The organism is Shinella sp. WSD5-1 (genome assembly GCF_963942435.1).
Classification (GTDB): domain Bacteria; phylum Pseudomonadota; class Alphaproteobacteria; order Rhizobiales; family Rhizobiaceae; genus Shinella; species Shinella yambaruensis.
The window spans coordinates 1,323,241-1,340,653 of sequence record NZ_OZ012596.1 but is presented as its reverse complement, the minus strand read 5'-3'; the positions used below and the strand labels follow the sequence as shown (position 1 = coordinate 1,340,653).

The following is a 17,413-nucleotide window of genomic DNA, read 5'->3' as shown; positions in this document are numbered from 1 at the left end:
ATTAGATTATAACACCCGGCAACAGAACGAGATCGAGACATCCGATGAGCAGCCAGATCATTCCCGTTGAACCCTTCGACTATGTCGTCTTCGGCGGAACCGGCGACCTTGCGGAACGCAAGCTCCTTCCGGCCCTCTATCACCGGCAGCTCGCCGGCCAGCTTTCCGACCCGACGCGCATCATCGGCGCGTCGCGCACCGCCTATACGGACGCCGAATACCGCAAGTTCGCCGTCGATGCGCTGAAGGAGCACCTGAAGCCCGGCGAATTCGACGACGAGCAGGTCAAAACCTTCTGCGACCGGCTGTTCTACGTCGCCGTCGACGCCAAGTCCGACCAGGGCTGGGACAAGCTGAAGGAGCTTCTCGACGAGGGCAAGGAGCGCGTGCGCGCCTTCTACCTCGCCGTCGCGCCCGCCATCTTCGGCGACATCTCGGAAAAGATCCGCGACCACAAGCTCATCACCAAGCAGACCCGCATCGTCGTCGAAAAGCCCATCGGCCGCGACCTTGCCTCCGCCAACGAATTGAACAACACGATCGGCAAGGTGTTCCGCGAAGAGCAGATTTTCCGCATCGACCACTATCTCGGCAAGGAGACGGTGCAGAACCTGATGGCGCTGCGCTTCGCCAACGCGCTCTACGAGCCGCTGTGGAACTCCGCCCATATCGACCATGTGCAGATCACGGTGGCCGAATCGGTCGGCCTCGAAAGCCGCGCGGGCTATTACGACAAGGCCGGCGCGCTGCGCGACATGGTGCAGAACCACATTCTGCAGCTGCTCTGCCTTGTCGCCATGGAGGTGCCCTCCTCCATGGACGCGGAGGCAGTGCGCGACGAGAAGCTGAAGGTGCTGCGCGCCCTGAAGCCGATCGACCAGTACAATGTCGAGCGCCTCACCGTGCGCGGCCAGTACCGCGCGGGCGCCTCGGCCGGCGGCCCGGTCAAGGGCTATCTCGAGGAGCTGGAAGGCGGCGTCTCCAACACGGAGACCTTCGTCGGCATCAAGGCCGAGATCGGCAACTGGCGCTGGGCGGGCGTGCCCTTCTACATCCGCACGGGCAAGCGCCTTGCCGCGCGCATGTCGGAGATCGTCATCACCTTCAAGCCGATCCCGCATTCGATCTTCGACCCCTCGGCCGGCCGCATCGAGGCGAACCAGCTGATCATCCGCCTGCAGCCGGACGAAGGCGTCAAGCAGTCGCTGATGATCAAGGACCCCGGTCCGGGCGGCATGCGCCTGCGCAACGTCTCGCTCGACATGAGCTTTGCCGAGGCCTTCGACGCCCGCAATGCGGATGCCTACGAGCGCCTGCTGCTCGACGTCATCCGGAACAACCAGACGCTCTTCATGCGCCGCGACGAAGTGGAAGCCGCATGGCGCTGGATCGACCCGATCCTGAAGGCGTGGGAAGCGACCGGCCAGCAGGCGCAGGGCTACACCGCCGGCACCTGGGGTCCCAGCCAGGCCATCGCCCTCATCGAGCGCGACGGCCGCACCTGGCATGAAACGTAAGGAAGCCCGATGAGCGCGAGACTGCATGAATTCAAGGACGGCGCAGCCTTGGCCGAAGGGCTGGCGGAGCGGGTTTCCGGCGCGCTGGCCGACGCCGTTGCCAGCCGGGGCCGCGCCAGCATCGCGGTCTCCGGCGGCTCGACGCCGAAAGCCTTCTTCAAGGCGCTGTCGCGCCGCGACATCGACTGGGGCAAGGTGACGATCACCCTCGTCGACGAGCGGTTCGTTCCGGCGGACAATCCGCGCTCGAACCACCTGCTCGTCGCCGACAACCTGCTGCAGGACAGGGCGAAGGCCGCGAACATCCTGCCGCTCTATCGCGACGCCGGCAGCGCGGAAGAGGCGGCGAAGATCGTTTCGGCGGACGCCGAAGCGCTCGGCCATCCCTTCGACGTCGTGATCCTCGGCATGGGAACGGACGGCCATACGGCCTCGTTCTTCCCCGGCGGCAGCCGGCTGGCCGAGGCGATTTCGGCGGAAACGCCGCGCGGCGTGATCACCATGGAGGCGGAAGGCGCCGGCGAGCCCCGCCTCACCTTCACCTTCGCCAGCCTCCAGGATGCGCGCCTCCTGGTGCTGCATATCGAAGGCCAGGGCAAGAAGGACGTGCTGGCCGCAGCCGAAGCGGACGGGCCGGAAACCGACATGCCGATCCGCGCCATTCTGCGCCGCGCGGCGACGCCGGTCGATATCTACTGGGCGCCCTGAAGCACCCTGCCGGGTAACACCGGATTCACCCGGCGCACGACGCCGACGACTGAAGCGGACAGCGCAGCTTTCCCGCGCGCCGTTTCCTGCGAAAATGCCATCGAGAGAGGTAAGGATAGCTCCCATGTCCGCCGACAAACGCATCGAAGCCATTACAGCCCGCATCGTCGAGCGCTCGAAGCCGCATCGCCTGCCCTATCTCGAGCGCGTGCGCGCCGCCATCTCCAACGGCGTGCATCGTTCGGTGCTCTCCTGCGGCAACCTCGCGCACGGCTTTGCCGTCTGTTCCCCCGCCGAGAAGGACGCGCTCGCCGGCGACCGTGTCGCGAACCTCGGCATCATCACCTCCTACAACGACATGCTCTCCGCCCATCAGCCGTTCGAGACCTACCCGGCGCTGATCCGCGAGGCCGCACGGGAGGCGGGCGGCGTGGCGCAGGTCGCCGGCGGCGTGCCCGCCATGTGCGACGGCGTCACCCAGGGCCAGCCGGGCATGGAGCTGTCGCTCTTCTCGCGCGACCTGATCGCCATGGCGGCGGGCATCGGCCTGTCGCACAACATGTTCGATTCGGTCGTCTATCTCGGCGTCTGCGACAAGATCGTGCCGGGCCTCACCATCGCGGCGCTGACCTTCGGGCACCTGCCCGCCGTCTTCATTCCCGCAGGCCCCATGACCTCGGGCCTGCCGAACGACGAGAAGGCCCGCGTGCGCCAGCTCTATGCGGAAGGCAAGGCCGGCCGGGCGGAGCTGCTGGAGGCCGAATCCAAGTCCTATCATGGCCCCGGCACCTGTACCTTCTACGGCACCGCCAATTCCAACCAGATGCTGATGGAGATCATGGGCTTCCACATGCCCGGCGCCTCCTTCATCAATCCCGGCACGCCGCTGCGCGACGCTCTCACCAAGGAGGCGGCGAAGCGCGCGCTCGCCATCACCGCGCAGGGCAACGAGTTCACCCCGGCCGGCGAGATGATCGACGAACGCTCGATCGTCAACGGTGTCGTCGGCCTGCACGCCACGGGCGGCTCGACCAACCACACGCTGCATCTCATCGCCATGGCGCGCGCCGCCGGCATCGTCCTGACATGGAAGGATATTTCGGACCTCTCCGACGTCGTGCCGCTGCTCGCCCGCGTCTATCCGAACGGCCTTGCCGACGTGAACCATTTCCACGCCGCCGGCGGCATGGGCTTCCTCATCCAGGAACTGCTGAAGACCGGCATGCTGCATGACGACGTGCGCACCGTCTACGGCCAGGGTCTGCAGGCCTATACGATCGATCCGAAGCTCGGCGCGGATGGCGCGGTGGTGCGGGACAAGGCCCCGAAAGTCAGCCACGACCCGAAGGTGCTCGCCAGCATCGAGACGCCCTTCCAGCCGACCGGCGGCCTGAAAATGCTGACCGGCAATATCGGCAGCGCCGTCATCAAGATCTCGGCGGTGAAGCCCGAGCGCCATGTCATCGAGGCGCCGGCAAAAGTGTTCCACGACCAGCTCGAGCTCAACGCCGCCTTCAAGGCCGGCGAGCTGACGGGCGATTTCGTCGCCGTCGTGCGCTTCCAGGGCCCGAAGGCGAACGGCATGCCGGAGCTGCACAAGCTGACCACCGTGCTCGGCATCCTGCAGGACCGCGGCCAGCGCGTGGCGCTTCTCACGGACGGGCGCATGTCCGGCGCGTCGGGCAAGGTGCCGGCCGCCATCCATGTCACGCCCGAGGCGGTCGACAACGGCCCGATCGGCCGCATCCGCAACGGCGACATCATCCGCCTCGACGCCACCCACGGTACGATCGAGGTTCTGGTGAACGCCGCCGAGTTCGCCGCGCGCCCGCAGGCGACGGCCGATCTCTCCGGCAACGAATTCGGCATGGGCCGAGAGCTCTTCGCGCCCTTCCGGGCCATCGCGGGGCCGGCCGATCATGGAGCGAGCGTCTTGTTTGCTTGAGGGCGCCCTGCGTCCTTCATATCCTGAAGCTCGCAAACCCCTCCTCCGTCATGGTCGGGCTTGACCCGACCATCCATGCTCCGCGTACCGTTGGATCCTCGGGTCAAGCCCGAGGATGACGAAAGTGGGCGCTGGGCGGTCGTCGACAAGGGGGCCGATGCGCGCGCCTCTTCACGCCTCAGCTATAGATATCCAGCGTCCGGCCCTGGTGGTTGCGGTGCGTCGAATAGACGAAGATGCGCTGCAGGTCCTTGTCGGACAGCAGGCGCAGGAAGCGGGCTTCGACGACGTCGTTGGTATAGACGCGCTGCGTCAGGCAGCCGATCATCGGCAGGCGGGCGCTGACGATGTCGAGGTAGAAGTTACGCGGCAGCTGGAACTTCGTCGTCATCGTGATGATGGCGCCGCTGCGCGAGAGCTTGGTGATCAGGCATCGCCGGGAGACGAGGTTGACGAGGCCGCCATTCTCGGTGAACTCGATGCGGGCCTCGTTGCACGTGTCCTCCATCGGGAAGCTCTTCTCCCGATCGTACATGAAGGACTCTTCCTTGTTCAGGTAGTTGTTACGCGGTACGGATCCCTGAATACCCATCGGCCTGTTGCCCCCCGGCACTGTCTGCTTTCGGCAGAAGCCTAGGGGAACAACGCTTAACATCGGGTTGAGCGGCAGGGCGAAATCCTGCCGCCACCCCTTTCGCTCAGGACGCGCGATAGCTCTTGCCGGCGGCATCGAAGAGATGCAGCTTCGCCTTGTCCGCGGTGAACCGCACCCGGTCGCCGCGCTTGACGTCGAGGATGCCGGGGATTTTGGCGATGATCGGCTCGCCCTGCACGAGGCCGTCGATATAAAGCAACGTCACCTCGCCCAGCGCCTCGACGATCGACACCGTGCCCTCGAAGAGGAAATCATCGCCCGTCGTGATCTGGAGGTCCTCCGGCCGCACACCGAAGCTCGCCGTCTTGCCGACCTCGGAGGCTGTCGTCGGGATATCGACACTGGAACTGCGTCCGCCCGTCAGTTCCAGCGCCGTCGAGGCGCCCGCCGAGGTGATCTTCGCGGGGATGATGTTCATGGCCGGTGAGCCGATGAAACGGGCGACGAAGAGGTTCGCCGGGCGCTCATAGAGCTCCAGCGGCGGGCCGACCTGCTCGATATGGCCGGCCGAGAGCACGACGATGCGGTCGGCGAGCGTCATCGCCTCCACCTGGTCGTGCGTCACGTAGATCATCGTCGTGTCGGCCATCTGCTCGTTGAGCTTGGCGATCTCGATGCGGGTGGCGACGCGCAGCGCCGCGTCGAGGTTGGACAGCGGCTCGTCGAACAGGAAGACCTTCGGGTTGCGGCAGATGGCGCGGCCGATGGCGACTCGCTGGCGCTGGCCGCCGGAGAGCGCCTTGGGCAGGCGGTCGAGATATTTGGTGAGCTGGAGGATATCGGCGGCCGAGCGCACGCGCCGGTCGATCTCCTCCTTGCTTTCGCCGGCAATGCGCATGCCGAAGGCCATGTTGTCGAAGACGGTCATGTGGGGATAGAGCGCATAGGACTGGAACACCATGGCGATGCCGCGCTTGGAAGGCGGCACGTCGTTGACGCGCTCGCCGTCGATCGTCATGTCGCCGCCGGTGATCTCCTCGAGCCCGGCGATCATGCGCAGCAGGGTCGACTTGCCGCAGCCGGACGGGCCGACGAAGACGATGAACTCGCCCTGCTTGATATCGAGATCGATGCCGTGGATCACGTCCACCGCGCCGTAGGACTTGCGGATATCCTTGAGTACCAGCCCTGTCATGTCTCTCTCCCCTCTAATTCTTCAGACGAAACGGGCGAAGAACCCGCTCCATGCCGGAAGTTCGATGTTTTCCGCGTGCATCATGCTTTCAAACCCGTGGCCCTCCAGCGCCTCCAGCGTGCCGGCCGGCAGGTCCGCAAGACGCGCGATCGGGCTCATGTTGAAGGCGCAGAAGACCTTTTCGTTGCCGTGCGTGCGCACGAAGGACAGGATCGCGCCCTCGGCCGACTGAAACGCGATCTCGCCCTTCACCAATGCCACGTGCTGCTTGCGGAAGGCAAGGAAGCGCCGGTAATGCGCAAGCACCGAGGCCGCGTCGCCCTCCTGCACGTCGACGGCGCGCTCCAGATGGGCGGGCGAGACCGGAAGCCAGGGCCGTCCGTCACTGAAGCCGCCCGACGGCAGGCCGCTGTCCCAGACCATCGGCGTGCGGCAACCGTCGCGACCCTTGAAATCCGGCCAGAACTGGATGCCGTAGGGGTCCTGCAGGTCCTCATAGGCAAGCTCGGCCTCCGGCAGCGCCAGTTCCTCGCCCTGGTAGATGCAGACCGAGCCGCGCAGCGACATGAGGAGGCTCGCCAGCAGCTTGGCATGGGCCTCATGGTCGGTGACGGCACCGCCCCAGCGGCTGATATGGCGCATGACGTCATGGTTGGAGAAGGCCCAGCAGACCCAGCCCTCGGGTGCCGCCTTCTCCAGCGCAAGCTGGGTCTCCGCGACGAAGGCCGGCGTCAGCGGATCGGGCGCCAGGAACTCGAAGGCGTAGCACATGTGCATCTTGTCGCCGCCGGACGTGTATTCGCCGGCGATTTCGAGGCCGCGCTGGCTGTCGCCCACCTCGCCGACGGCGGCAATCGCCGGGAACTCCTCCATCAGCGCGCGGAAGCGCTTCAGGAATTCCAGGTTCTCCGGCTGGTTCTTGTCGTAGAGATGTTCCTGGTAGTTGTAGGGGTTCACGGCCGGCGCTGTCTGGGCGTTGCGGCGCTCGGGGGCAAGCGACGGGTTGTCGCGCAGCTCCTTGTCATGGAAGTAGAAGTTGATCGTGTCGAGGCGGAAACCATCGACGCCGCGCTCCAGCCAGAAGCGGGCGACCGAGAGCAGCGCGTCCTGCACTTCCGGATTGTGCAGGTTGAGGTCCGGCTGCGAGGTCAGGAAGTTGTGCATGTAATATTGCAGGCGGGTCGGATCCCACTGCCAGGCCGAGCCGCCGAAGATCGACAGCCAGTTGTTGGGCGGCGTGCCATCCGGCTTGGAATCGGCCCAGACATACCAGTCGGCCCGCGGATTGGTGCGCCGGGAGCGGCTTTCGACGAACCAGGGGTGCTTGTCGGACGTATGCGACAGCACGAGATCGATCATCACGCGGATGTTGAGGCGATGGGCCTCGGCGATCAGCGCATCGAAATCGGCGAGCACGCCGAAGATCGGGTCGACGTCCTGGTAGTCCGAAACGTCATAGCCGAAATCCTTCATCGGCGAGGTGAAGAAGGGCGAGATCCAGATCGCATCCACGCCGAGGGAGGCGACATGGGCAAGACGCTCGGTGATGCCCCGCAAGTCGCCGATCCCGTCGCCGTTGGTATCCTGGTAGGAGCGCGGATAGATCTGGTAGATCACCGCCCCGCGCCACCAGTCCTTGTCCGGTACGAGGAGGGTGGAATCCGACATCGTCATGCTGTTTGTCCTGTTTTCGAAAGCCGTCACCCACCCTTGACCGAGCCCGCCAGCAGACCGCGCACGAGATAGCGCTGCAGGCTGAAGAAGACAATCAGGGGAACGACGATGGTGATGAAGGCGGAGGCCGTGAGGATTTCCCAGTTGCCGCCGCGCGAACCCAGGAGGTTCACGAGACGCCCGGTCAGCACCAGTTCCTCGTTGCCCGCACCGAGGAAGACCATGGCGACGAGCAGGTCGTTCCAGGTCCACAGGAACTGGAAGATGGCGAAGGAGGCGAGCGCCGGGAAGGAGAGCGGCAGGATGATCTTGACGAAGATATCGAAATCGGACGCACCGTCGACACGGGCCGATTCCATGATCTCGCGCGGCAGGCCGGCCATGTAGTTGCGCAGGAGATAGACCGCGAGCGGCAGGCCGAAGCCCATATGGGCGAGCCAGATTCCGACATAGGTTTTCGCCGGCACGCCGAAGAAGGCGCCGACGCCGTTGTAGAGCCGGAGCAGCGGAATCAGCGACATCTGCAAGGGCACGACGAGCAGGCCGACGATGACGGCGATCAGGATCGCCCGGCCCGGAAAGGGCATCCAGGCCAGCGCATAGGCGCAGAAGGCGGCGACGAGGATCGGGATGATGGTGGCGGGGATCGCTACCGTCAGCGAATTGATGAAGGAGGCGCCGATGCCCTCGGCATTCAGCACTTCTCGGTAATTGTCGAGCGTGAAGCGCGGCGGCACGGAGGCGGTGTAGAAGATGCGCTGGCCGCGGGTGCCTTCCATCTTCGTCGGCGAGACGATCTCGTAGCTGCCGTCCTCCCTGACGGTCAGCGTCTGGCCCTCGCCGAGGTCGGCGACGGCGCCCGCCTCGAAGGCGGCCGGCTGCAAGGGGCGGAAGCCGAAGGCGGAAACCTTCGCATCACCCCCTTCGATCAACTTTCCGGAAATGACGAACTTGCCGTCGCGCTCGACCTGCGCCTCCGGCGCGGCGGCGCGGCCGGTGAGGTTCTGCGAGGAGGTGGAAAGCGCGGTCCACCAGCCGGAGACGGCGAGCTGGTCCTTGTCGCGCAGCGAGGAGATGAGGAGGCCGGCCGTCGGCAGCGTCCAGAGCGCGACGAGCAGGAGGACGGAAAGGTGGACGACGACGAGAAGCGGCGAACGGGACGTGGCGATCATCTCAGTGGCCCTCCATTTCCTTGGTGGCGTTGCGGATGTTCCAGATCATGATCGGGATGACGAGGATCATGATGACGACCGCGATGGACGCGCCGCGCCCGAAATCGCCGCCGCCGCGGAACATCCAGTCGAACATCAGGTTCGCCAGGACCTGCGTCTGCCATTGCCCGTTCGTCATCGCGAGCACGATGTCGAAGACCTTCAGCACCAGGATGGTGATCGTCGTCCAGACGACGGCGATCGTGCCCCAGATCTGCGGCACCATGATCTTGAAGAAGATCTGGAGGCCGTTGGCGCCGTCGATGACGGCCGCCTCGATCGTCTCCTCCGGAATGCCGCGCAGCGCGGCCGAGAGGATGACCATGGCAAAACCCGTCTGGATCCAGATCAGGATGACCATCAGGAAAAAGTTGTTCCAGAAGGGAATGGTCATCCAGGCCTCGGGCGTGCCGCCGAAGGCGACGACGACGGCATTGAGGATGCCGATCTGCTCGGACCCTTCGGCGCGGTAGTCGTAGACGAACTTCCAGATGACGGAGGCGCCGACGAACGAGATGGCCATCGGCATGAAGATCAGCGTCTTTGCGATATTGCCCCACCAGATGCGGTCGGTGAGTGCGGCGACGATCAGGCCGAAGAAGGTGGAAAGCGCCGGCACCACCAGCAGCCAGAGGAAATTGTTGAAGATCGACTGGCGGAACTCGCCGTCATTGATCATCCACGCGAAGTTGCTGAAGCCGATGAACTGCTGGCCGGAGCGGTCATGGAAGGCGAGCCGGACGGATTCGAAGACGGGATAGACGAGATAGACCGTCAGCGCGAAGAGCGCGGGCGCCATGAACAGCCAGGGCCGGATGGCATTGGTGATGCGCAGGTTCTTCGAGGCCTGCGCGCCCGTCAGCCCCTTGGAGGGGAAAATCTTGTCGAGCAGGAAATTCGTTCCGAAGAAATAGACGACGCAGGCGAGAACGCCCCCGACCATCGTGAAGATGGCGAATAACAATTGCTGCATGGCAGTCCCTCCCCCTGGGAAACATCCCCTACGGCTTTTCTCGCGCAGCACTGCGGCTTCAGTCGCTTGCCTGACGTCCTCTGACGCGGCGTCGACCGCTCACGCGGCTTGGTCGCCGCATGGTCCGGCTGCACTTTCGCATGCTCGGGAAAACCGGCCGGCGGCTGCCGGCCGGTTCGCCAGGATGTTACTTGATCGCGTCCCAGGCCTTCTGGACGCCGCCGGCGACATCGGCCGCGGACTTGCCGCCGACGAAATCGACCATGCCGGTCCAGAACGCGCCCGCGCCGATCTTGCCCGGCATCAGGTCAGAGCCGTCGAAGCGGAAGGTCGTCGAATCGAGCAGAATCTCGCCCTGCTTCTTCATCGGCGCATTGGCATAGGCTTCCTTGTTGGCGCTCTTATAGGGCGTCAGGAAGCTGGTCTGCGCCATCCAAACCTCATGGGCGATCGGCGTCTTCAGGAACTCGATGAAGGCGCGCGCGGCCGGCGTGTCCCGGGTGATCATGGCGAGCGTGCCGGCGCCGAGCACGGGATTGCCGAGCTCCGGCTTGCTGGCATAGGGCGGCATGTAGAAGAAGTCCGCGTCCTCGCCGACCACCGTGCCTTCCGGGAAGAAGGACGGGATGAACGAGGCCTGGTGATGCAGGTAGCACTTCGGCGGCGAGGCGAAGAGGCCCTTGGGGCTGTCGCGGAAGTCGGTGGAGGCGACCGCCGCCGCGCCGCCGTCGACGAACTTGTCGTTCTTGGCGAACCAGCCGAATTCATCGAGCGCACCGACCACCGAGGCATCGGTAAAGGGAATCTCGTTCGTCACCCACTTGTCGTAGGTTTCGGGCGAAGCCGTGCGCAGCATCAGGTCTTCCACCCAGTCGGTCGCCGGCCAGCCGGTGGCGCCGCCCGAGCCGAGGCCGATGCACCAGGGCGTGCCGCCGTCGGCGACGATCTGCTCGGTCAGCGCCTTCAGGTCCTCCATGGTCTTCGGCACTTCGTAGTCGGCATCCTCGAAGTTCTCCGGCACGTACCAGACGAGGGACTTCACGTCGATCTTGTAGGGGAAGGCGAAAAGCGCGGCATTGCCGTCCTTGTCCTTGTAGGTCGAAAGGTCGACCCAGGACTGGCCGGCGGCATAGTTGTCGAGCAGCCACTGCTTGGTCTCGTCGCCGAGCGGGGTCAGGTAGCCCTTGGAGGCAAGGTCGGCGATCAGGCCAGGCTGCGGCAGGATGGCGACGTCAGGCGGGCTGCCGGCCTGGGTGTCGATGACGATCTGCTGCTCGTAGTTCTCGGAGGAGGAATATTTGATTTCGACGCCCGTCGCCTCTGTGAAATAGGCATAGACGACCTTGAACAGCGCCTCGTCCTCACCGCGCCAGGGACCGAAGATGGTCAGCGTCTGGCCCTTGAGGTCGTGGCCCTTCTTGAAATCCTCGAAGCTCTGCCAGTTGAACTTGGAATCCTCGCCCGGCTTGAATTTCAAGTCGGCCGCAGCAGCGCCGCCCGCCATCAAAAGAGCGAGCGCGGCCGTCATCAGCAATGTCTTTTTCACGAGATTTGCCTCCCATAGCAAACCCGCCCTCTCCCGGGGCAGGCATCCTCTAAAATACCCCAAAATTCAAAGCGCTTTGGATTTCCTTTCATCCCATTTCCCCCCGAGCCTCGTCAAGTACCCTCCTGGGCTTGCAGACAAAATCGCTGTGTTTAACGCAGTGCAGCGTAGTTTTGCGGCGCAAAAAGGCCAAATCCGCTTTTCCTAAATGATTTGCTGATGTTAGATGCCAAAACGCTTTGGGACGGATCCGGGGAACGAAGAGAAGGGACATCCAAAGCGCTTCGAATGTTTCAAGAAAGCCAAGCATGTGAATCTCAAGCAATTATCGCAGTTGCTGGGCCTCTCCCAGACAACCGTGAGCAGAGCGCTGAACGGCTATCCGGAGGTCAATGCCGAGACGCGCCAGCGCGTGCTCGATGCCGTCCGGGAGACCGGATACCGGCCGAACCGGGCGGCGCAGCGGCTGGCGACGGGCCGGGCGGGCTCGATCGGCCTTGTCATGCCGACGGCCGACGGCATCGAATCCGACGTGCATTTCGGCGAATTCCTCGCGGGCCTCGGCGACGAGGCGGTCAAGCACGACTTTCATTTCGTCATCAATCCGAGCCATCCGGAAGAGGAGGTCGCGACCTGCCGGCGGCTGGTGGCGAGCGGCAATGTGGATGCGCTGTTCCTCGCCTATATGCGCGAGAAGGATCCGCGCATCGCCATGCTGAAGACGCTGAAGACGCCCTTCGTCGTGCACGGCCGGTCGATCGGCGTGCCGACGGACTATCCCTATCTCGACATCGACAATACCGGCGCCTTCTACGATGCCGCGCGGCTGCTCGCGCAGCTCGGCCACCGGCATTTCGCGCTGATCAACGGGCCGGACTACCTCGCCTTCTCGATCCGCCGCAAGAAGGGCACGGTGCGGGCGCTGGCCGAACACGGCCTCACACTGCGCGAGGAGTGCGTGCAGCATTCGCAGATGACGGACGAACACGGGTTTCGCGCCATGGAGCGCTTCCTCCAGCTCGAAACGCCGCCGACCGCGGTCCTGTGCTCCAGCACGGTCCTGGCGCTCGGCGCCGTCCGGGCGATCAACCAGGCAGGGCTGAAACTCGGCACGGACATCTCGCTCATCGCCCATGACGACGTGCTGCCCATGCTGAAGCCGGAGAATTTCATGGTGCCGCTGACGACGACCCGCTCGTCGCTGCGCGCCGCCGGCCAGCGCATCGCCCGCCGCCTCATCGCCGACATCCTGACGCTCGAGACCCTGCCGCAGCAGGAGCTCTGGAAGACGGACCTCATCGTGCGCGCCTCGACCGGACCGGCGCCGGCGGGGAAATAGGCTTGCTCGGGAACGGCATCGCGCCGGGGGGTTGCCCCTCACCCTAACCCTCTCCCCGCAGGCGGGGAGAGGGGACGTGCCCCACGAATGGCTGTTGTTTGAGGAAGACGGCACGGCATATCCCTTCTCCCCGCCTGCGGGGAGAAGGTGGCCGGCAGGCCGGATGAGGGGCCGCCCCCTAAACTGACGACGCTTCCCCTCAGAATTTCGGCGGCACGCGCCCGGCCTTGCGATAGGCGGCGATCACCGTGTTGGCCATCAGCATGGCGATGGTCATCGGGCCGACGCCGCCGGGAACCGGGGTGATGACGCCGGCTACCTTGGCCGCCTCGTCGAAGGCGACGTCGCCGACGAGGCGGGACTTGCCCTCGCCCTTTTCCGGCGCGGCGATGCGGTTGATGCCGACGTCGATGACGGTCGCGCCCGGCTTCACCCAGTCGGCCTTCACCATTTCCGGGCGGCCGACGGCAGCGACGAGGATATCGGCATTGCGGCACACGCCGGCGAGGTCCTTGGTACGCGAATGGGCGGTCGTCACCGTCGCGTTCGCGGCCAGCAGCAGGGCGGACATCGGCTTGCCGAAAAGGTTCGAGCGGCCGATCACCACCGCGTTGAGGCCGGAAAGGTCGTCGCCATGCGTGCGGCGCACGAAGACCATGGCGCCGGCCGGCGTGCAGGAGACGAGGCCGCCGTCGAGGTCGCCCGTCGCCACCTTGCCGGCATTGACGACGTGCAGGCCGTCGACGTCCTTTTCCGGCTTGATCGACTGGATGATCGGTTCGGACTTCAGGTGCTTGGGGAGCGGAAGCTGGACGAGGATGCCATGGATGGTCTCGTCGGCATTCAGCGTCTCAACGAGGCGGGCCAGCTCCTCCTGCGTGGTTTCCTCCGGCAGCGTGTGCTGGATCGAGGTGAAGCCACATTCCTTGGCCATGCGGCTCTTGGAAGAGACATAGGCGTGGCTCGCCGGATCGTCGCCGACGATGATGACAGCCAGGCCGGGCCTTACGCCGGCATCCTTCTCCAGGGCGGCAGTGGCGGACTTCACGGTGTCAATCACGGAAGCGGCAACCTGCTTCCCATCGATAATGGTGGTCACATTTCTCTCCCTGAATGAAGTGCGCCCACTCTAGTGGGACGCTCGCGCGGCGGGATGGCCTCTTAACGCCCTATGCTGTCCAAAACGCATAATTTCAAGCGCATCCTGCGGGAAAGCGCAGGTCCAGCCCGGGAATATGCCTTTCCTGTCAGCGGTGAAAGACACGATGGCGGCAAGACGGCGTCGCTCATCACCCGGCAAGAAGTCCTTTTTTGACGCAGGCTGCGGGATTGTCCTGGCCCGGGAGGCTCGGAAAATTGACAGCAAGCTATTGTTTTTCAAAATTTTTCCCGAAAGGACGGCGCCATGGTTAGCGAGCTGTAAACAGGGTCCGCCGCCTTTTCGGGAAATCCTTAAACGGCCTTTCAGAGGAACTTGCTAAACCGGCAGGCAGCAATAGCAGCCTTGCGGGAGCAGCATGACGCCCTTTCCCCCGGATCCTGTCGAACACGCCACCCGAAAGGCCATGAGGGCCTTTAGGGCCGGCCATTGCCCGCTTTCGGGCGCTTCGAAAGGACCCCTGCCATGAACCTCGTGTCCGGCAACATCACCGCTTCGCAGCGGGACATACTGGGCCTGCCGGTCTGCGATCTCGGCTGGGCGGACGCCTTTGCCTTCGCCGAAGAGGTGGCAACCATGCCGTTCGGCCAGAGCGTCATCGCCTTCATCAATGCCGGCAATGCCAACCTGATGATGCGCGATCCCGAATACCGCGCCGTGCTGGAACGCCAGGTCGTTCTGCCCGATGGCGACGGCGTCGATCTCGCCTCGATGGTGTTCCACGGCCGCAGGTTTCCCGCGAACCTCACGAGCATCGCCTTCGTTCCGGCCCTCCTGACCTATATCGCAAAGCCGATGCGCGTCGCGCTGATCGGCGCCCGGACGGCGACGCTGATGCGGGCCGCCGACACGCTTCGCCGGCATACGCCCTGGCACGCGTTCCTGCCGATTTCCGACGGCCATTTCGATCAGGACCAGTCGGACGCGATCATGGAGCGGGTGCGCGCGGCGGATGCCGACATCCTGCTCGTTTCGATGGGCAGCCCGGCCCAGGAAAAGTGGATCGACAGGCATGTCGGGCCCGGCCATGCCCGGCTGGTGCTCAGCCTCGGCCCGCTGTTCGACACACTCGCCGGCAACACGCCGCCGATGCCCGAAGCCGTTCGCCGGCTCCGGCTCGGCTGGCTCTACCGGCTGATGGCGGAGCCGTCACGGCTACCCCAGCGCAAGGCCCAGATCGCCTTCGCCTACCATGTGCTGCGCTACAAGCTATCCGGCCCGATGATGCCGCGGGGCAGCGGCAACACGGCAAAAGCCGGCTCGCTCTGAGTCGGCCAGCCCGTTGCCACCGGGCATTTTCACGGGGCAAGCCCAGAGCATTTCCAGCCGAAGCAAGACCGCTTCGGCGTCGGACAATGCGGTAAAAGCGAGACTCCAGCGCATTTCCGGTTCCGGAAATGCGCTAGTGACCGCCGCTCTTCTCCGCCGGCTTGACGGCCGGAACCTCGCCCTTGACGAGGGTCTGGCCGCGCTTGGGCGCGGGGTCCTGCACCGATGCGGTGGTGATGTAGTCGATCTGCTCGACATAGACCTCGGCGATGACCTCTGCCCCGAAGCGGCGGTTCAGCCCTTCCTTGACGATGTCGCGGAAGGCATCGACATCGAAACTGCCGACCGTCGCCACGTCGATCATCTTCTTGCCGACCAGCAGCGTATAGAGCTCGTCGGTGATCATCTGCGGCAGGGGAACGATCTGTTTGGCCGCCAGATCCTTGTTCGCCTTGTAGGCGAGCCTGGTGAGCAGGTAGCCGTTGACGCCGCCCTCCCCGATGACGGGCACCGTCGTCGTGTATCCGCTGACGAATTCCAGCGCCGCCTCGCGCTCGGCGGCGGCGGTATCGACCTCGGGCGCCGAGGCCATCGTCAGCGAGACATAGACCGAGGCAAGCGTGATGGCGAGGATCCAGACGCCGGTGCCGATGAGCTTGATCATGTGCCGTAACCCAGGCGGAACTGCTCCTGCGAATAGGTGCCATCGGCCTCGAGGTCCTGGACGGCATTCTTCAGGATGGTGACGACTTCACGCACGGCCTCCAGATGGGCGGAGACGCGCTGGGCGTTGGTGGCGAGCTTCTCGCGCACGCGGCCGAGCTGGCTGGAGAAGGTCTGCGGCATCTCGTCCGGGCGCACGTCGCGCGTCAGCATCGCCAGTTCATAGAGGCAGCGGCTCTTGTGGGCGTTCGAGGTCGGCAGATCGAAATCGGGGTCATGGCCGATATTGTCGTTCTCGTTGTCGATGATCGTTTCGAGCCGGCCGAGGACGGTGCGGATCCGCAATTCGTTGGTCGCCTGTTCCATTTTGTTGTTCTCCGCTTAGATCTTCGTCTCGTGTTCCTTGATGCCCGGCGTCAGGTCGGCAAAGGCTTGCCGCTGCAGGGCGTGCACCATGCCGGTTGCGACACGGTCGGTGTTCTTGTCCTTCTCCGGCGAGGCCGCGCCGATGCCGCTGCTCTTGGCGAGGCTCTCGGCAAGGCCGATGCCGCCGCCCTTGGCGAGCGCTTCGCCGAGCTGGTCGGCCATCATGCCGCGCCACATCTCGCCGGCCGTGCCCTTGCCGTAGATCTCTTCGCTCTCGGTCGGCATCATCGACTTCACGAAGTTCTGCAGCACCATCGATTCGAACTTGCGCAGATGTTCCGGCACGGCCTTGCCGCCGGCGGCGGAAACGCCCTGCGCCGCATGGGCTCCGGCCGAATCGCGGTTGAGAATGCTGCCGACGGTGGCCTGGAAACCGGCGCCGGCCTCGGCAAGGCTCGTCGCCTCGAAGGCGGCCCTGTTCGATTTCAGCCTGGCCTGCGCTTCCTGAACCTGGGCCGGGTCGGCGGCGCGCACGACATCGAGCACCAGGTCGCTGGGGGGAGAAATTGCCACGTCCTTGAGCCTTTCAGGTGATCCTCGTGGCCGAACCCGTCCTCATGGCGGTTCGCCGGCCTCTGACCTTTCAGGACATCGGATCCATCCGCGCCGCGCTTGCGGCTGCTTCGACAAACCTCGTCATCGTCCTGACGCGACTATCGCTGCTCAACCTTACGGGAGGCTGGTGGCGGATGACGAGGGCGCGAGGCGGGCGCATAGGCACTCCACTTTGACGCAAGCTTGATAAGGCCGCGGTAAATCGCCTTTCGTTACAGCGGCTTATTCCATCAGCGCCTATTCTTCAGTGCCCTTGTAGGCAATGTGCTGGTCGATGAGGTCGTAGATCGAATTGTCGGCCGCCTCGCGCTCCTCGGCACTGCGGGCTTCCTTGCGGTGCTCCTCCATGCGGTCGCCCTTGGTGCGCTCGCGCACCACGCGCATCTCGTGCATCTGCTGCACGTTGGCCAGCATCTGGTCCTGCTGCTGCAACTTGCTGTACTGGCCGGAATAGTGCCGCGAAAAACTGCGGTGGATCGGATCGAGCGAGTTGATCGCGCCGGCGACGACCTCCATCGTCTCGGCGATCTCCTCCCGCTGGCGCGTGGTGTTGGCAAGGTCGAGCTCCGCCATCTTCTCCAGATGGCGCTGCACGCTGACGAGGCGCTTCAGCTTGTCGGAACGGTTTTGCGCCATCG

Annotated in this window: 16 protein-coding genes; 5 read left to right on the top strand and 11 right to left on the bottom strand. The window is 64.7% G+C overall.

The window, feature by feature from the left end; all coding sequences use genetic code 11:
* Nucleotides 1-44: 44 nt before the first annotated feature.
* The 3 genes from zwf (at nucleotide 45) to edd (ending at nucleotide 4,170) form a co-directional block, all read left to right on the top strand.
* A complete protein-coding gene (gene zwf / locus AABQ55_RS06455; protein ID WP_272804437.1) occupies nucleotides 45-1,517 on the top strand; it encodes a glucose-6-phosphate dehydrogenase in 1,473 nt (490 codons plus the stop codon).
* A gap of 9 nt (nucleotides 1,518-1,526) precedes the next feature.
* A complete protein-coding gene (gene pgl / locus AABQ55_RS06450; protein ID WP_244767572.1) occupies nucleotides 1,527-2,225 on the top strand; it encodes a 6-phosphogluconolactonase in 699 nt (232 codons plus the stop codon).
* Between the two features lie 124 nt (nucleotides 2,226-2,349).
* On the top strand, nucleotides 2,350-4,170 hold the full coding sequence (edd, locus tag AABQ55_RS06445; RefSeq protein ID WP_272804436.1) for a phosphogluconate dehydratase: 1,821 nt from the start codon (nucleotides 2,350-2,352) through the stop codon (nucleotides 4,168-4,170).
* Between the two features lie 178 nt (nucleotides 4,171-4,348).
* On the opposite strand, the gene AABQ55_RS06440 is transcribed toward edd, so the two are convergent.
* The 6 genes from AABQ55_RS06440 to AABQ55_RS06415 form a co-directional block, all read right to left on the bottom strand.
* The gene (locus tag AABQ55_RS06440) at nucleotides 4,349-4,762 is read right to left on the bottom strand and encodes a hypothetical protein (protein ID WP_244767570.1); all 414 of its coding nucleotides are present in this window, start codon (nucleotides 4,760-4,762) and stop codon (nucleotides 4,349-4,351) included.
* Between the two features lie 106 nt (nucleotides 4,763-4,868).
* Complete coding sequence (locus tag AABQ55_RS06435) at nucleotides 4,869-5,960, bottom strand: ABC transporter ATP-binding protein (protein ID WP_272804435.1); 1,092 nt, start codon at nucleotides 5,958-5,960, stop codon at nucleotides 4,869-4,871.
* Nucleotides 5,961-5,981: 21 nt separating this feature from the next.
* Nucleotides 5,982-7,634 (bottom strand): beta-galactosidase BglA, encoded by a 1,653-nt coding sequence (gene bglA, locus AABQ55_RS06430; protein WP_272804434.1) that lies wholly within the window; start codon nucleotides 7,632-7,634, stop codon nucleotides 5,982-5,984.
* A 26-nt stretch (nucleotides 7,635-7,660) separates the two neighbouring features.
* Nucleotides 7,661-8,806: a carbohydrate ABC transporter permease gene (locus AABQ55_RS06425; RefSeq protein WP_272804433.1), complete on the bottom strand. Its 1,146-nt coding sequence runs from the start codon at nucleotides 8,804-8,806 to the stop codon at nucleotides 7,661-7,663.
* 1 nt (nucleotide 8,807) lies between these two features.
* Nucleotides 8,808-9,818 carry a carbohydrate ABC transporter permease gene (locus tag AABQ55_RS06420; RefSeq protein WP_272804432.1) on the bottom strand — a complete coding sequence of 337 codons (1,011 nt, stop codon included), beginning with the start codon at nucleotides 9,816-9,818 and terminating at the stop codon, nucleotides 8,808-8,810.
* A 187-nt stretch (nucleotides 9,819-10,005) separates the two neighbouring features.
* Nucleotides 10,006-11,346 carry an ABC transporter substrate-binding protein gene (locus tag AABQ55_RS06415; protein WP_432348232.1) on the bottom strand — a complete coding sequence of 447 codons (1,341 nt, stop codon included), beginning with the start codon at nucleotides 11,344-11,346 and terminating at the stop codon, nucleotides 10,006-10,008.
* A 328-nt stretch (nucleotides 11,347-11,674) separates the two neighbouring features.
* Here AABQ55_RS06415 and AABQ55_RS06410 point away from each other — a divergent pair, with 328 nt between their 5' ends.
* A complete protein-coding gene (locus AABQ55_RS06410) occupies nucleotides 11,675-12,703 on the top strand; it encodes a substrate-binding domain-containing protein (RefSeq protein ID WP_244767563.1) in 1,029 nt (342 codons plus the stop codon).
* 199 nt (nucleotides 12,704-12,902) lie between these two features.
* Here AABQ55_RS06410 and folD read toward each other — a convergent pair whose 3' ends face one another.
* Nucleotides 12,903-13,802, bottom strand: coding sequence for a bifunctional methylenetetrahydrofolate dehydrogenase/methenyltetrahydrofolate cyclohydrolase FolD (gene folD / locus AABQ55_RS06405; protein ID WP_272804430.1), 900 nt, complete (start codon nucleotides 13,800-13,802; stop codon nucleotides 12,903-12,905).
* Nucleotides 13,803-14,327: 525 nt separating this feature from the next.
* Here folD and AABQ55_RS06400 point away from each other — a divergent pair.
* Nucleotides 14,328-15,131, top strand: coding sequence for a WecB/TagA/CpsF family glycosyltransferase (locus AABQ55_RS06400; protein WP_272804429.1), 804 nt, complete (start codon nucleotides 14,328-14,330; stop codon nucleotides 15,129-15,131).
* 133 nt (nucleotides 15,132-15,264) lie between these two features.
* Here AABQ55_RS06400 and AABQ55_RS06395 read toward each other — a convergent pair whose 3' ends face one another.
* The 4 genes from AABQ55_RS06395 to AABQ55_RS06380 form a co-directional block, all read right to left on the bottom strand.
* A complete protein-coding gene (locus AABQ55_RS06395; protein ID WP_272804428.1) occupies nucleotides 15,265-15,795 on the bottom strand; it encodes a hypothetical protein in 531 nt (176 codons plus the stop codon).
* Complete coding sequence (locus tag AABQ55_RS06390) at nucleotides 15,792-16,160, bottom strand: hypothetical protein (protein ID WP_272804427.1); 369 nt, start codon at nucleotides 16,158-16,160, stop codon at nucleotides 15,792-15,794. Before AABQ55_RS06390 ends, AABQ55_RS06395 begins: the two co-directional genes overlap by 4 nt.
* Before the next feature lie 15 nt (nucleotides 16,161-16,175).
* Nucleotides 16,176-16,733: a rod-binding protein gene (locus AABQ55_RS06385; RefSeq protein ID WP_272804426.1), complete on the bottom strand. Its 558-nt coding sequence runs from the start codon at nucleotides 16,731-16,733 to the stop codon at nucleotides 16,176-16,178.
* Nucleotides 16,734-17,012: 279 nt separating this feature from the next.
* The gene (locus AABQ55_RS06380; protein WP_272804425.1) at nucleotides 17,013-17,411 is read right to left on the bottom strand and encodes a hypothetical protein; all 399 of its coding nucleotides are present in this window, start codon (nucleotides 17,409-17,411) and stop codon (nucleotides 17,013-17,015) included.
* Nucleotides 17,412-17,413: the final 2 nt, after the last annotated feature.